The 13,347-nt window shown below is 64.2% G+C and carries 14 protein-coding genes; all 14 read left to right on the plus strand.

Features of this window, described 5'->3' with window-relative positions; all coding sequences use genetic code 11:
• Nucleotides 1-86: 86 nt before the first annotated feature.
• The 14 genes from BLO50_RS06205 to BLO50_RS06270 all read left to right on the plus strand — a co-directional run bounded on the left by BLO50_RS06205 (nt 87) and on the right by BLO50_RS06270 (nt 13,345).
• Nucleotides 87-803: a beta-ketoacyl synthase chain length factor gene (locus BLO50_RS06205; RefSeq protein WP_090251301.1), complete on the plus strand. Its 717-nt coding sequence runs from the start codon at nt 87-89 to the stop codon at nt 801-803.
• On the plus strand, nt 776-1,591 hold the full coding sequence (locus BLO50_RS06210) for a lysophospholipid acyltransferase family protein (protein WP_167354436.1): 816 nt from the start codon (nt 776-778) through the stop codon (nt 1,589-1,591). The genes BLO50_RS06205 and BLO50_RS06210 overlap by 28 nt, the downstream gene beginning before the upstream one ends.
• Nucleotides 1,566-1,826 carry a phosphopantetheine-binding protein gene (locus BLO50_RS06215; protein ID WP_090249897.1) on the plus strand — a complete coding sequence of 87 codons (261 nt, stop codon included), beginning with the start codon at nt 1,566-1,568 and terminating at the stop codon, nt 1,824-1,826. The genes BLO50_RS06210 and BLO50_RS06215 overlap by 26 nt, the downstream gene beginning before the upstream one ends.
• A gap of 11 nt (nt 1,827-1,837) precedes the next feature.
• Nucleotides 1,838-2,098: an acyl carrier protein gene (locus tag BLO50_RS06220; protein WP_090249899.1), complete on the plus strand. Its 261-nt coding sequence runs from the start codon at nt 1,838-1,840 to the stop codon at nt 2,096-2,098.
• Complete coding sequence (locus tag BLO50_RS06225) at nt 2,098-2,643, plus strand: COG4648 family protein (RefSeq protein ID WP_090249902.1); 546 nt, start codon at nt 2,098-2,100, stop codon at nt 2,641-2,643. The genes BLO50_RS06220 and BLO50_RS06225 overlap by 1 nt, the downstream gene beginning before the upstream one ends.
• On the plus strand, nt 2,640-4,310 hold the full coding sequence (locus tag BLO50_RS06230; RefSeq protein WP_090249905.1) for an acyl-CoA synthetase family protein: 1,671 nt from the start codon (nt 2,640-2,642) through the stop codon (nt 4,308-4,310). The genes BLO50_RS06225 and BLO50_RS06230 overlap by 4 nt, the downstream gene beginning before the upstream one ends.
• A 109-nt stretch (nt 4,311-4,419) precedes the next feature.
• Nucleotides 4,420-5,172 carry a glycosyltransferase family 2 protein gene (locus BLO50_RS06235; RefSeq protein WP_090249908.1) on the plus strand — a complete coding sequence of 251 codons (753 nt, stop codon included), beginning with the start codon at nt 4,420-4,422 and terminating at the stop codon, nt 5,170-5,172.
• Nucleotides 5,169-6,104 carry an LpxL/LpxP family acyltransferase gene (locus BLO50_RS06240; RefSeq protein WP_090249912.1) on the plus strand — a complete coding sequence of 312 codons (936 nt, stop codon included), beginning with the start codon at nt 5,169-5,171 and terminating at the stop codon, nt 6,102-6,104. The genes BLO50_RS06235 and BLO50_RS06240 overlap by 4 nt, the downstream gene beginning before the upstream one ends.
• The gene (locus BLO50_RS06245) at nt 6,085-7,626 is read left to right on the plus strand and encodes an HAL/PAL/TAL family ammonia-lyase (protein WP_090249914.1); all 1,542 of its coding nucleotides are present in this window, start codon (nt 6,085-6,087) and stop codon (nt 7,624-7,626) included. The genes BLO50_RS06240 and BLO50_RS06245 overlap by 20 nt, the downstream gene beginning before the upstream one ends.
• Complete coding sequence (locus tag BLO50_RS06250; protein ID WP_090249916.1) at nt 7,619-8,044, plus strand: acyl-CoA thioesterase; 426 nt, start codon at nt 7,619-7,621, stop codon at nt 8,042-8,044. Before BLO50_RS06245 ends, BLO50_RS06250 begins: the two co-directional genes overlap by 8 nt.
• Nucleotides 8,041-8,634: an outer membrane lipoprotein carrier protein LolA gene (locus BLO50_RS06255; protein WP_090249919.1), complete on the plus strand. Its 594-nt coding sequence runs from the start codon at nt 8,041-8,043 to the stop codon at nt 8,632-8,634. Before BLO50_RS06250 ends, BLO50_RS06255 begins: the two co-directional genes overlap by 4 nt.
• Entirely contained in the window at nt 8,624-10,966 is a 2,343-nt protein-coding gene (locus BLO50_RS06260) for an MMPL family transporter (protein WP_090249921.1), read from the plus strand. Before BLO50_RS06255 ends, BLO50_RS06260 begins: the two co-directional genes overlap by 11 nt.
• Nucleotides 10,963-12,114, plus strand: coding sequence for a cation:proton antiporter (locus BLO50_RS06265; RefSeq protein WP_090249924.1), 1,152 nt, complete (start codon nt 10,963-10,965; stop codon nt 12,112-12,114). The genes BLO50_RS06260 and BLO50_RS06265 overlap by 4 nt, the downstream gene beginning before the upstream one ends.
• On the plus strand, nt 12,101-13,345 hold the full coding sequence (locus tag BLO50_RS06270; protein ID WP_090249926.1) for an NAD(P)/FAD-dependent oxidoreductase: 1,245 nt from the start codon (nt 12,101-12,103) through the stop codon (nt 13,343-13,345). Before BLO50_RS06265 ends, BLO50_RS06270 begins: the two co-directional genes overlap by 14 nt.
• Nucleotides 13,346-13,347: the final 2 nt, after the last annotated feature.

Below are 13,347 nucleotides of genomic sequence, written 5' to 3' on the forward strand. Positions count from 1 at the left end.
TCTGGATAATGCCAGCACTTCGCCATACCTGCTGCCAAGCCCTCCGCTGGTTGCGGCTGGCGGCAGCCGACATGGATGCCCACCGCGTGACACATTTCAGGATCGAACAATGGCGTGCCTGGGCTCCTGGCCTGGACAGCACGGCTGACTGGTGCGCCTGGCATCAGGCACCGTCGCGCCTGGTGGATGCGGGCCAGCAACCGGATGTCAGCGCGCTGCCGGCCATGCAGCGCCGCCGCCTGAGCCGCCTGGCGCGGATGGCCTTCCACGTCGCCTGGCCGCTGGCCGAAACGCACCCGCAATTACCGATGGTGTTCGCCAGCCGGCATGGCGAAACCCCGCGTACCCTGACCATTCTCAGTGATCTGGCGCACAACCAGCCGCTGTCGCCGACCCAGTTCAGCCTCTCGGTGCACAACGCGATCATCGGTCTATGGTCGATCCAGCGCGGCGATCACAGCGAAATGACGGCCATTGCCGGCGCCGGCGACGGCCTGGAAAACGCCATATTGGAAGCCTGCGGCATGCTCCACGACGGCGCACCAGCAGTGCTAGTGGTGATTGCCGAAGAAACTCCGCCCGAGCTTTACGCGCCATTTATCGACGACGTCCCGTTCCCCTATGCCGTTGGCCTACTGCTGACGCCGGGCGATGACTGGCAGCTGCACCTGAGCCGGGGCGATGGCGCCGGCAGCGAATGGCCCCACGCTCTCAACCTGGTCCGCGCCCTGTGCAGCGACCAGCCGACCCTGCAGCACCACTGGAAGAGCCGACAATGGACCTGGTCACGCAACAAGGCCTGAGCCGCTACAGCCCGCCTTATGTCTGGCGGCTGGTGGCCACGGCCCTGAGTTTCAGCCTGTTCGGCATCGGCGGTGTGCTGCTGCGCGTGCTGATCTTCCCGCTGCTGGCCCTGCTGCCAGGCGATGCCCTGAGCCGGCGCACCCGCGCCCGCGCGGTGGTGAGCAAAACCTTCTACCTGTTCGTGCGTTTTATGTACCGCAGCGGCGTACTGACCTACGAAGTCGAAGGCATCGAACGCCTCGGTCAACCAGGGCAGATGGTCATCGCCAACCACCCCTCGCTGATCGATGTGGTGGTGCTGATCGCCTTTATTCGTGATGCCAACTGCGTGGTCAAGCAAACCCTGTGGGACAACCCGAGCATGCGCGGCCCCTTGCGCGCGGCCCACTTCATCAGCAACAGCGGCAGCATGGACATGCTCGACGAAGCAGCCGGCGCCCTGCAAAGCGGCCAGACCCTGGTGATATTCCCCGAAGGCACGCGCACCACGCCGGGGCAGGCCCCGGAGTTTCACCGTGGTGCAGCGGCCATCGCGATTCGCGGCGCACGCATCGTCACCCCAGTGGTGATTAGCGTCAGCCCCACCACCCTGACCAAAGCCGAGCCCTGGTACAGCATTCCGTCGCGCCGTTTTCACATTCGCCTACGCGTAGGCGAGGATATTGACCCACAGCAGTTCAATGCCATGGGGGCGCCGCCGATAGCCTCGCGCAAACTCAACGATTTTCTGCACCAACACTTTATGAAGGAGCTCGCCAAAGATGAGCGATTTACAGCTGGAAATTAAGAACCTGATTATCGATGCCCTGGGCCTTGAAGACATGGCGGCCGAAGACATTGCCGCCGACCTGACGCTGTTCGGTGAAGGCCTCGGCCTGGACTCGGTCGACGCCCTGGAGCTCGGCCTGGCGATCCAGAAGCGCTTTGGCATCAAGATCGACGCTGAAGCCAAAGACACCCGCAAGCACTTTGCCAACGTAGCCAGCCTGGCGGCATTCGTGTCATCGCAACAGACCGCCTGAGGGAGCCGCCGATGCAAACCCGTGAAGAGATTTTCGACACCCTGCGTGACGCGCTGGTCGAGCTGTTCGAGTTGGACGCCGAACGTATTACGCCGCAAGCCAACCTCTATCAGGACCTGGAGATCGATAGCATCGATGCCGTGGACCTGATCGACCACATCAAGCGCCAGACCGGCAAGAAGCTTGCGGCCGAAGAGTTCAAGGCAGTGCGCACGGTGGGTGACGTGGTCGAGGCGGTGCTGCAGCTGGTTAACGCTCCAGCCAGCGAATAATGAGTCGTCTATTTGGCCTGCTCCTGCTGCTGGCCGGACTGCTCTACCCCTTTGCTGTGTACTACGGCATGGAGCACCTGTCGCCACGCCTGTTCGCCCTGCTGCTTGGAGGCCTGTGGCTGGCCCGCGCGCTGACGCAATGGGGCAAGCCCGGCAACCGCTGGATGACCGCCATGGCCCTGAGCTTCTGCCTGCTGCTCGGCCTGGCCGACGAGCCGGCACTGCTGCGCTGGTATCCGGTGCTGCTCAACGGCCTGTTGTTGGCGCTGTTCGGCCTTAGCCTGAAGTTCGGCCCGCCGCTGATCGAGCGCCTGGCGCGCCTGACCGAGCCGCAGTTGCCGGAAGTTGCCGTGCGCTATACGCGGACTGTTACCCAGGTCTGGGCCGGGTTCTTCCTGGCCAACGGTCTGGTGGTGGTGGCGCTGAATATCTGGGCACCGCTGAGCTGGTGGACGCTGTATACCGGGCTGATTGCCTACGGCCTGATGGGCCTGCTGTTTGCGGGTGAGTGGCTGGTGCGCCAGCGTGTTAGGAGACATGAATGAACTGGCTGTCCCTCGAGCACCTGCTGCTCGACGCCCACCCCGGTCGCGCAGCAAGCGCGGACTTGGATCACCCCCAGCTGCGCCAGCACGCCCTGCAATTGGCGGCTGAGCTGCAAGGCCGTGGCGTAAAACGCCTGGCGCTGTACCTCGACGATGCCGGTGAACTGGCCATCGCCCTGCTGGCCGCCTGGCGCGCCGGGATTGCTGTGCTGTTGCCAGCCGATGCGCAGCCGCACACCCGCCAACGTATGAGTACACAGTGCGACCTGTGGTTGGATAATCTTGATGGCCTTCTTAACGCCGACAGCGCTGCGCTGCCGCCGGCCCCGCTCGATCTCGACCAGTGCCAGCTGACCCTGTGCACCTCCGGCTCCAGCGGCGAAGCCAAGCTGATCGACAAATCCTTGCGCCAGCTGGCCAATGAAGTGACCGCCCTGGAGCTACTATGGGGCGAGCAACTGGGCAACGCGACCATTCTTGGCAGCGTCGCCACCCAGCATATCTACGGCCTGCTGTTTCGCGTGCTCTGGCCACTGTGCGCCGGCCGCGTGTTTCTGCGCCGCGCCCAGCCTTTTCCCGAGGATTTGCAACGCGAAAGCCTGGCCAGCGGTACTGATTTTGCCTGGGTCGCCAGCCCGGCTCTGTTGAAGAGAATGGGCGACAACCTCGACTGGAATGCCCTGAGTGCAGTGCGCCAGGTGTTCTCCTCCGGTGGCGCGCTACCAGCGGAAACCGCTGCCGAACTGCAGCACCTGCTTGGCCAATGGCCTACGGAAATCTACGGCAGCTCGGAAACCGGCGGCATCGCCTGGCGTAAGGGTGGCGAGCTGTGGACGCCATTCGCCGGCGTCGAACTGGGCCAGAACGCCGAAGGTGCGCTGCACCTGACCTCCCCCTACCTGCCCGTCGACCATCGCGAACAGACCGCCGATGCGGTGGAGCTGCAGGCCGATGGCCGCTTTGCCCTGCGCGGCCGCCTAGATCGGATTATCAAACTGGAAGAAAAGCGTATCTCCCTGCCCATGCTCGAACAGGCACTGAGCAGCCACGAATGGCTCAGCGATGCGCGCCTCGGCGTATTGCTGGAAGGCCGTGCCTACCTCGGCGCCCTGGTAGCCTTGAGCCCAGCCGGCCTGCATGTGCTGCGCAATGAAGGGCGCAAGACCGTCACCGAAACCCTGCGTCGCCACCTGGCCGGTCATTGCGAAGCCATCGCCCTGCCCCGCCGTTGGCGCCTGCTCGCGCAGCTGCCCTATAACAGCCAGGGCAAGCTGGCCCAGGCCACCGTCGAAGCGATGCTGGCCGAGCCACGGCCAACCCAGGTGGAACCACTGTCGGCCGTGGAGCAGGACGGTGAATGGCAATTGGAGCTGGTGGTGCCACTGGACCTGGCGCACTTCAGCGGTCACTTCCCGAAAACGCCAGTACTGCCAGGCGTGGTGCAAGTCGATTGGGCGCAGCAACTGGCGCGTCAGTTGATCAAGGACCTGCCACCACGCTTCAGCGGCATGGAAGTGCTGAAATTTCAGCAACTGGTGCGCCCCGGCGATCAGCTGCAGCTGGCCCTGCGTTTCGACGCCGCGCGCGGCAAGCTGTACTTCGCCTTCCGCAACGGCGAGGCCGCCTGCTCCTCAGGGCGAATTCTGCTGGAGGCCGCCAGTGTCTAAAGAACCCCTGGAAAGCGTTGGCGAGGCAGCCAGCGCAAGGCAAGAGCAGGCGAAGAAGCGGAGTTTACAAGCGCTAAATGAGCATTCTGAGCCTGCTCTTAACGCAGCGATGGCAACGCAGGTAGCTTTCTATAAGCCCTGCGCGGTGATCCCTGTGTATAACCACGAACACGCGCTGCCCGTGGTGGTCGCCGCGCTGCACGCGGCCGGCCTGCCCTGCGTGCTGGTGGACGATGCCTCCAGCCCAGCCTGCGCGGCGGTGATAGATCAGCTGGCCGTTCAGCCTGACACCCACCTGGTGCGGCTGGCGGTGAATCAGGGCAAGGGCGGCGCGGTAATGGCCGGCCTGCGTGAAGCGGCGCGACTGGATTTCAGTCATGCACTGCAGGTGGATGCTGACGGCCAGCATGACCTCAGTGATCTGCCGCGCTTCATCGATGCCTCGCAAGCCGCTCCTGCGGCGCTGATCTGCGGTTACCCGCAGTACGACGAGAGCGTGCCAAAAGGCCGCCTCTACGCGCGCTACCTGACCCACATCTGGGTGTGGATCAACACCCTGTCGCTAAGCATCCGCGACTCCATGTGCGGCTTTCGCGTGTACCCGCTGCCGGCCACCTTGGCCCTGATTGATTCGGTAACCCTGGGCAAGCGCATGGACTTTGACACCGAAGTACTGGTACGCCTGGCCTGGCGCAATCAGCCGATGCAGTGGTTGCCGACCCAGGTGCATTACCCGCTGGACGGCCTTTCGCACTTTCGCCTGTGGCACGACAACGCGCTGATCTCGAAGATGCACGCCAAGCTGTTCTTCGGCATGTTGCTGCGCGCCCCGCAGATCCTCTGGCACAGGTGGCGCGGATGAGCCAGCCACACTGGGCCGGGCAACGTGAGCGCGGCAGCTTTATCCTGATGAAATTCACCGCTTGGCTGGCGCGCCTGCTCGGCCGCCGGCTGATTAGCCCACTGCTGTACCTGATCGTGCTGTATTTCTACCTGTTCGGCGCCGAAGCGCGACGCAGCATTTATCAATACCAGCGCAACCTGGCCACCTGGAGCGGACGCCGCGAACTGCAGCCCAGCCGCCTGTCGGTGCTGCGCCACTTTATGAGTTTCACCGACACACTGCTGGACAAGCTCGACGTGTGGAACGGCAAGCTCGGCCTGGAGCAGGTGACCCTGATCGACCCAAGCAACGCCTGCACCCAGCTGCGCCAGGAAGGCCGTGGACAAATGCTGGTGGCCGCACACCTGGGCAACCTCGAAGTCTGCCGCGCCCTGGCCGAACTCGGCGAGCAGGTGACGATGAACGTGTTGGTGCACACCAAACATGCCGAACAGTTCAACCGCCTGCTAGGTGAGGCCGGAGCCACGCACTTGCGGCTGATTCAGGTCAGCGAGCTGGATGCGGCGATCATGCTGCAATTGTCCGAGCGCCTGGAGCGCGGCGAATGGCTGGCAATTGCCGGTGACCGCGTACCGCTCACCGGGAGCCGTACGGTTAACGTGAACTTCCTCGGCAAGCCCGCCGCGTTCCCACAAGGCCCGTGGCTGCTGGCCGGGCTGCTGCAATGCCCAGTCAATCTGATTCACTGCCTGAAAATCGATAGCCGTTACCAGGTGATCATTGAGCCCTTCGCTGAGCGTCTGCACTGGAAGCGCAGCGAGCGGGACGCGGTGATCCGCCACTGGACCCAGCGCTACGCCGACCAGCTCGCGCAACGCTGTCTGGATGCGCCCCTGCAATGGTTCAATTTCTACCCGTTCTGGAATGAAGATGACGACACATCAGCCTGATCCCATCGTGTTTGGCGAGCGCCCCCTGAGCATCGAACAGGTTGTCGCCCTGGCCAGCCGCAGCGCACCGGCGCAGCTGCAAAGCGATGCCGCCTACCGCGACAAAATCGCCAAGGGCGCGCGTTTCCTCGACAGCCTGCTGGACAAGGAAGGCGTGATTTACGGCGTCACCACCGGCTACGGCGACTCCTGCGTAGTGGCCGTGCCGCTGCACCAAGTCGAAGCGTTGCCACGTCACCTCTACACCTTCCACGGCTGTGGCCTGGGCAAGCTGCTCGATGAGCCTGCCACCCGTGCCGTACTGGCCGCGCGTTTGCAGTCGCTGTGCCAGGGCGTTTCCGGCGTGCGCGTGGAGCTGCTCGAACGCCTGCAGGCGTTTCTCGAATTTGATGTGCTGCCGCTGATTCCTGAAGAAGGCTCAGTGGGCGCCAGCGGCGACCTCACACCGCTGTCATACGTCGCCGCCACCCTCAGCGGTGAACGCGAAGTGATGTTCAAAGGCGAACGCCGCAGCGCCGCCGATGTGCATAAGAAACTCGGCTGGACGCCGCTGACCCTGCGCCCAAAAGAAGCCCTGGCGCTGATGAACGGCACCGCCGTGATGACCGCCCTGGCCTGCCAGGCGTTCTCCCGTGCCGATTACCTGCTCAAGCTGGCCACCCGCATCACCGCGCTTAACGTGGTGGCGCTGGAAGGCAATCCGGAACACTTCGACGAGCGCCTGTTCGCCGCCAAGCCACACCCGGGGCAGATGCAAGTCGCCGCCTGGCTGCGCCAGGATCTGGCCATCGACGCCCCGACCGCGCCACTGCACCGCTTGCAGGATCGCTACTCGCTGCGCTGTGCGCCGCACGTACTGGGTGTGCTGGCCGACAGCCTGGGCCTGCTGCGCCAGTTCATCGAGATCGAACTGAACAGCGCCAACGACAACCCGCTGATCGACGCCGAAGCAGAGCGCGTTCTGCACGGCGGGCACTTCTACGGTGGGCATATCGCTTTCGCCATGGACAGCCTGAAAAACCTGGTGGGCAACGTCGCCGACCTGCTTGATCGGCAGCTCGCGCTGCTGGTCGACACTCGCTACAACCACGGCCTGCCGAGCAACCTGTCCGGCGCACCAAGCGTCAGCGCAATGATCAACCACGGCTTCAAGGCCGTGCAGATCGGCACCAGCGCCTGGACCGCCGAAGCCCTGAAAAACACCATGCCGGCCAGCGTGTTCTCGCGCTCCACCGAATGCCACAACCAGGACAAGGTGAGCATGGGCACCATCGCCGCCCGCGACGCCCTGCGCAGCCTGGAGCTGACCGAGCAGGTCGCCGCCGCCACCTTGCTGGCCGCCAACCAAGGCGTGTGGCTGCGCCAGCGCGACGGCAAGAACGACATCCCCGCGCCGATCGCCGCCATGCGCGAGCAGCTGGCCGTGGATTTCCATCCGGTGATCGAAGACCGCGCCCTGGAAGCCGAGCTGCGCCTGTGCCTGGTGCGCATCCGCGCACAGCATTGGAGGCTCTATGCGTAGCAAAGGCGTATTGCAGGCGGAAATCGAACTGCAGGTGCCGTTCTTCGACGTCGACATGATGGAAGTGGTCTGGCACGGCCACTACGTCAAATACTTCGAAGAAGCGCGCTGCGCCCTGCTCGACAAGCTCGGCCACAACTACATACAGATGCGCGCCGCCGGCTACGCTTGGCCGGTGATCGACCTGCAGCTGCGCTATATCCGTGGCGCGCAGTTCGGCCAGAAGATCATCGTGCGTGCCGATCTGGTGGAGTGGGAAAACCGCCTGAAGATCAACTACCTGATCACCGATGCCGCAACCGGCGAGCGCATGACCCGTGGCAGCAGCGTGCAGGTGGCGGTGGAAATCGCCACCCGCGAGATGCAGTTCGCTTCGCCCAAGGTGCTGATCGAAGCCGTTGCAAAGGTGCTGGCGTGAAACGCCTGCTAGCAGGCCTCGGCTTCTGGCTGCTGAGCCAGAATGCGCTGGCCTTCGACCTCGACCAGCTCAGCGCCCAGCTGGCCAAACCTGACGTGGTACGCGGCCCGCTGATTCAGGAAAAGCACCTGCGCGCCCTGCCGCAGCCACTGACCAGTCGCGGTCAGTTTGTGTTGAGCCGTGACCTCGGCCTGCTCTGGCAGCTGCAAAGCCCGCTTAAGCAGGATTACCGCATCGACAGCCAGGGCATCGCCAAACGCACGCCCAGCGGCTGGCAACAGCAGCCCGACCAGGATGTCGCCGCCCAGCAGAGCCGGCTGTTTCTTGCCGTACTCAAAGGTGACCACAGTGGCCTGGCCCGGGATTTCGAGTTGCAGTTGAGCGGTACGGCCGAGGCATGGCAACTGCGTCTGGTGCCGAACTCGGTGTTGCTCAAACAAATTTTCAGCCGCATCCAGATCGACGGCGGCGCACTGGTACAGCGTATCGAGCTGCATGAAACCCAGGGCGACCACAGCGTGCTGCGCTTGCCGGACAGCCAGGCTGGCGATGCCTTGACGGAACAGGAGCGGCACGACTTTGCACAGTGAACGCTGGCTGCCGCGCGGCTTTCTGCTGCTGCTCGCCGCCCTGCTGGCGCTCGCCGCGTGGCAATGGCGCAACGGCCCGCCGGTAGCGGCGGATATGCTCGCGCTGTTACCGGCCGGCAGTGGCGACGCCCTGGTGCAGCAGGCGGAGCAACGTATGCAGGAGCCGCTCAACCGCGATCTGTTGCTATTGATTGGCCACCCGCAGCGCGACCAGGCGATTGCCCTGGCGCAGCAGGTGGGCGAGCAGTGGCGCGACAGCGGGCGCTTCGCCCAGGTGCAATGGAACGTCGACAGCGACCTCGCAGCGCTGCGCGACTACCTGCATAGCAACCGCCTGGCCCTGCTGCCGACGGCGGATCGCCAGCTGTTGATGGAACAACCGCAGCAGTTGATCGAACAACGCGCCGCCCAGCTATTCGACACCTTCGCCGGTTTTAGCCTGCTGCCCATCGAGCAGGATTGGCTGGGCCTGGGCTTACGCGCGCAACAGGCGCTCAATCCGGGTAGCCGTATCCAGGCCGACCTGAGCAGCGGCGCACTGCTGCTGGAAGAGCCGGGGATGACCTGGGCCCTGCTGCGTGCCAGCGCCAAAGGCAGCGCCTTCGATATGCAGGAGCCGCCGCTGATAGCCGCCCAGGTCGCCGCTACCCGCACCCAGATCGAAACCGCTGGCGGCCAACTGCTGGCGGCCGGTGGCGTGTTGTACGCGGCCGCCGGGCAAGCCAAGGCCACCCGCGAAATCAGCCTGATTGGCGGCGGCGCCACGCTCGGTACCCTGCTTTTGCTGCTTCTGGCCTTCCGCCGTGTGCGCGTACTGGTCAGCCTGTTGCCGATTGGTATGGCGCTGTTGGCCGGCTGCACCGCCTGCGTGCTGGTGTTTGGCCAGATCAATGCCCTGACCCTGGTACTCGGTGCCAGCCTGGTCGGGGTCGCCGCCGACTATCCGCAACACTACTTAAGCAAGAGCTGGAGCAACGCCGAGGGCAGCGAAGGCTGGAGCAGCTGGGGCGCCCTGCGCGCCACCCTGCCGGGCCTGAGCCTGAGCCTGGGCACCAACCTGATCGGCTATCTGGCGCTGGCCTTTACCCCATTTCCGGCGCTAACCCAGGTCGCGCTGTTCTCCGCCGCCGGGCTGATCGCCGCTTATCTGTGCTCGGTATGCCTGCTGCCGGCCTGGCTGCGTGGCCTGCGGCTAAGCCCATCGCCGCAACTGCTGAGCTTTAGCCAACGCCTGCTGGCCGGTCGGGCACGCCTGCTGGCCAAGATCGGCAGCGCGCCGCTGCTGGTGCTGTTGCTGCTGTTTTGCGCCGGCGGCCTGTGGCAGCTGCATACACAGAATGACCTGCGCCAATGGCTAGGCCAGGAACCGGAATTGTTGGCCGAGGCCCAGCGTATCGCCGAGCTGACCGGCCAGCAGCCCACCAGCCAGTTCTTTCTGGTACGCGCCGCTAACCCGCAGCAATTGCTGGAACGCCAGGCCGCCTTGAGTCAGCGTCTGGATCAGGCAGTGCAAAACGGCCAGCTGCGTGACTACCGCGCCCTGAGCCAACTGGTCGCTCCCGACAACCAGCTGCAGGAGTTGCGCTCGGCGCTGAGCGAACTACCGCCGCACTGGCAGCCGCTACTCGACCTAGGCATCCCGCCGGCCGCGCTGCAAGACGAACTGCTGGAACTGCAACAGAACAACCAAGCCAGCCTTGAACAAGCCCTGGCCAGCCCCCTAGGTGAGGCCTGGCGACCGCTATGGCTGGGCGCTCATGCAGACGGCGTAGCCGGGCTGGTCAGCCTGCAAGGGCTTAGTAACAGCAGCGAACTCAAACCGCTTATCGAGGGCCTGCCCGGGGTGCAGCTGGTGGATCGAATCAGCGAACTCAATGCGCTGTTTAGCGCCACCCAACTTAGCGCCGCCGAACTGAAACTGCTGTCCTCGATCGCCATCCTGTTATTGCTGTGCCTGCCGTTCGGCCTCGGCGGCGCTCTGCGGGTGGTCTGTCTACCACTGCTGGCTGCTCTGGCGGCGCTGGCCTGCCTGGGGTGGCTGGGCCAGCCACTGACGCTGTTCAGCCTGTTCGGCCTGCTGTTGATCACCGCCATCGGCGTCGATTACGCCATTCTGATGCGCGAGAACATCGGCGGGCCGGCGGTCAGCCTGCTCGGCACCCTGCTCTCGGCGCTGACCAGCTGGCTGTCGTTCGGCCTGCTGCTGATCAGCGACACCCCGGCGATTGCCAACTTCGGCCTGGCAATCAGCCTTGGCCTGCTGTTCTGCTTTCTGCTGGCACCCTGGGCCGGCACCCGGCAAAGCACAGCTAACCAGGCGCAGACGCTATGAGCATCGCCCTGGCCTGGCTGGCATTGCTCGCGCTATTTGCCTTGGTGACCTGGCTGGGCAAACGCCTGCGCCTGATTCCGATTGTCAGCCAGTTGCTGCTGGCCACCCTGGGCCTGCCGCTGCTGATGCTGTGGACTACGCCGCTGGGCTTCGGCGCCCGCGAGCTGCTCGCGCCAGTGTGGCTGGAGCCCTTATATGGCGTGGCCTTCTGCCTGTTGCTGGGGCATATCCTGAGTGATGTGGTTGATCTGCAACTGGAGCCGGGCAGCCTGCAGATCGCCTTGCCGAGTTTCTTTGTGCCGTTCTTCTGCGGCCTGGCCTGCGCCTTCTGGCTGCTGCCAGAGCAAAGCGGCCTGGCCGATATTGCTGTGGGCCTGTTGTTTGCCCTGACCGCCATTCCGGTGCTGTTTCTCTACCTGCAGCATCTCGGCTACCCGGTGGCCAAGATCCGCCAGCTGCTGCAGGCGGCAATCATCATGGATTTGCTGTGCTGGCTGATCTTCGGCCTGGCCCAGGGCAGCAGCGACCCGGCCACCCTGCTCTGGCCCCTGCTGGCCGCCGGCCTGCCGCTGCTGTTAAAGCTGCTGCCGCTGCGCTCGGCGCGGCTCAATGGCAGCTGCTTTCTCGCCCTGCTGCTGGTGATGCAGCAGCTGCACCTGAATGCCCTGGTGTTCGGCATCGCCTACCTGTTGCTGCTCACCGCCCTGCGCTTGCCTTTGCGCCTGCCGCTACCCGCCGGGCTGCTGCGCTGGCTGCAAACCTGGCTGGCGGTGCCGCTGATTTTGGCCTTTGGCCTGCTGCAGATCGACTGGCACGACGCCTGGCTGGGGTATTCTGCCTGGCAGTTTGCGGCGCTGTTGTTACTGCCGATCATCAGCAAACTGGCCGGTAACTGGCTCGGCCTGAGCTGGGCCGCCGGACAGCTGCGCGCCTATGCGGGGCAGTGGCGCGAAAGCCTGCTGTTGAATACCCGTGGCCTGACTGAAATCATCTTTCTCAATCTGCTGCTGCAACAGCAGATAATCAGCCCAGCACTGTATTTCGCCCTGATGCTGATGGGCCTGATCTCGACCCTGTTACCGGCCCTGGCCGGTGCTTACCCACACGCCGCCACGCATGAGGCCAGAAGCCGCTATGAAGTCTCTTGAAGTCGAACAACGCCAAGTCGTAGTGATAGGTGCCGGCCCGTCCGGGGCGATTGCCGGTGCGCTGCTCAAGCGCAATGGCCATGACGTGCTGGTGCTGGAGCGCCAGCGCTTCCCGCGCTTCTCAATTGGCGAGAGCCTACTGTCGCACTGCCTGGATTTTGTTGAAGAAGCCGGGATGCTCGACGCGGTGCGTGCGGCGGGCTTCCAGACCAAGCATGGCGCGGCCTTTGGCTGGGGCGAGCGCTATACCGAATTCGATTTCCGCGACACCTTTACTCCGGGGCAGGGTTCGACCTATCAGGTGCTGCGTGCCGATTTCGACAAGCTACTGGCCGATCAGGCCGAGCTGCAGGGTGTGGAAATTCGTTATGAAGAAGAAATCTTCGCCGTTGATTTCAGCGCCGACCGCCCACGCTTGAGTGTGCGCCGATTGGCCGATGGCCATGAATACCAGGTCGAGTGCGCCTTCGTCCTCGATGGCAGCGGCTACGGCCGCGTGCTGCCGCGCCTGCTCGACCTCGACACGCCGTCGAACTTCCCCGTACGCCAGGCTGTGTTTACCCACGTCGAAGACCGCAGCGATGGCACCGGTTTCGACCGCGAGAAGATCCTCATCACCACCCACCCGACCCTGCGCGATGTGTGGTTCTGGACCATCCCGTTCAGCAACGGCCGCTGCTCAGTCGGTGTAGTGGCCGATGCCACCCGCTATCAAGGTCGTCCGGAAGATCTCGACGCCTGCTTGAAGCAATTTATCGAAGAGACGCCCAGCCTGCACAAGGTGCTGAAAAACGCCGTGTGGGACACCCCGGCGCGCACCATTGGCGGCTACTCAGCCAACGTCAAAGCCCTGCACGGCCCAGGCTTTGCTCTGCTCGGCAATGCGGCGGAGTTCCTCGACCCGGTGTTCAGCTCCGGGGTGACCATCGCCATGCGTTCTGCGAGCATGGCCGCTGGCCTGCTGCACCGCCAACTCAGTGGCGAGACGGTAGACTGGGAGCAGGACTTTGCCATCCCACTCAAGCGCGGCGTCGACACCTTCCGCGTGTATGTCGAGGGCTGGTATGACGGCAGCTTCCAAGACGTGATCTATTACGAGAAGGCCCAGCCGGAAATCCGCCGGATGATCAGCTCGATCCTCGCGGGCTATGCCTGGGACGCGAAGAACCCCTATGTGGCGGAGCCCAGGCGCCGCCTGCGCGTACTCGCCGAAGTCTGCGCTAGCCAATAAAT

It is taken from the genome of Pseudomonas peli, from assembly GCF_900099645.1.
GTDB lineage: Bacteria > Pseudomonadota > Gammaproteobacteria > Pseudomonadales > Pseudomonadaceae > Aquipseudomonas > Aquipseudomonas peli.

Coding starts and splice junctions, on each gene's coding strand:
- BLO50_RS06215 (WP_090249897.1), top strand. CDS start 1,566: ATGAGCGATTTACAGCTGGAAATTAAGAACCTGATTATCGATGCCCTG.
- BLO50_RS06250 (WP_090249916.1), top strand. CDS start 7,619: ATGCGTAGCAAAGGCGTATTGCAGGCGGAAATCGAACTGCAGGTGCCG.
- BLO50_RS06265 (WP_090249924.1), top strand. CDS start 10,963: ATGAGCATCGCCCTGGCCTGGCTGGCATTGCTCGCGCTATTTGCCTTG.
- BLO50_RS06230 (WP_090249905.1), top strand. CDS start 2,640: ATGAACTGGCTGTCCCTCGAGCACCTGCTGCTCGACGCCCACCCCGGT.
- BLO50_RS06225 (WP_090249902.1), top strand. CDS start 2,098: ATGAGTCGTCTATTTGGCCTGCTCCTGCTGCTGGCCGGACTGCTCTAC.
- BLO50_RS06235 (WP_090249908.1), top strand. CDS start 4,420: ATGGCAACGCAGGTAGCTTTCTATAAGCCCTGCGCGGTGATCCCTGTG.
- BLO50_RS06210 (WP_167354436.1), top strand. CDS start 776: ATGGACCTGGTCACGCAACAAGGCCTGAGCCGCTACAGCCCGCCTTAT.
- BLO50_RS06220 (WP_090249899.1), top strand. CDS start 1,838: ATGCAAACCCGTGAAGAGATTTTCGACACCCTGCGTGACGCGCTGGTC.
- BLO50_RS06240 (WP_090249912.1), top strand. CDS start 5,169: ATGAGCCAGCCACACTGGGCCGGGCAACGTGAGCGCGGCAGCTTTATC.
- BLO50_RS06245 (WP_090249914.1), top strand. CDS start 6,085: ATGACGACACATCAGCCTGATCCCATCGTGTTTGGCGAGCGCCCCCTG.
- BLO50_RS06270 (WP_090249926.1), top strand. CDS start 12,101: ATGAAGTCTCTTGAAGTCGAACAACGCCAAGTCGTAGTGATAGGTGCC.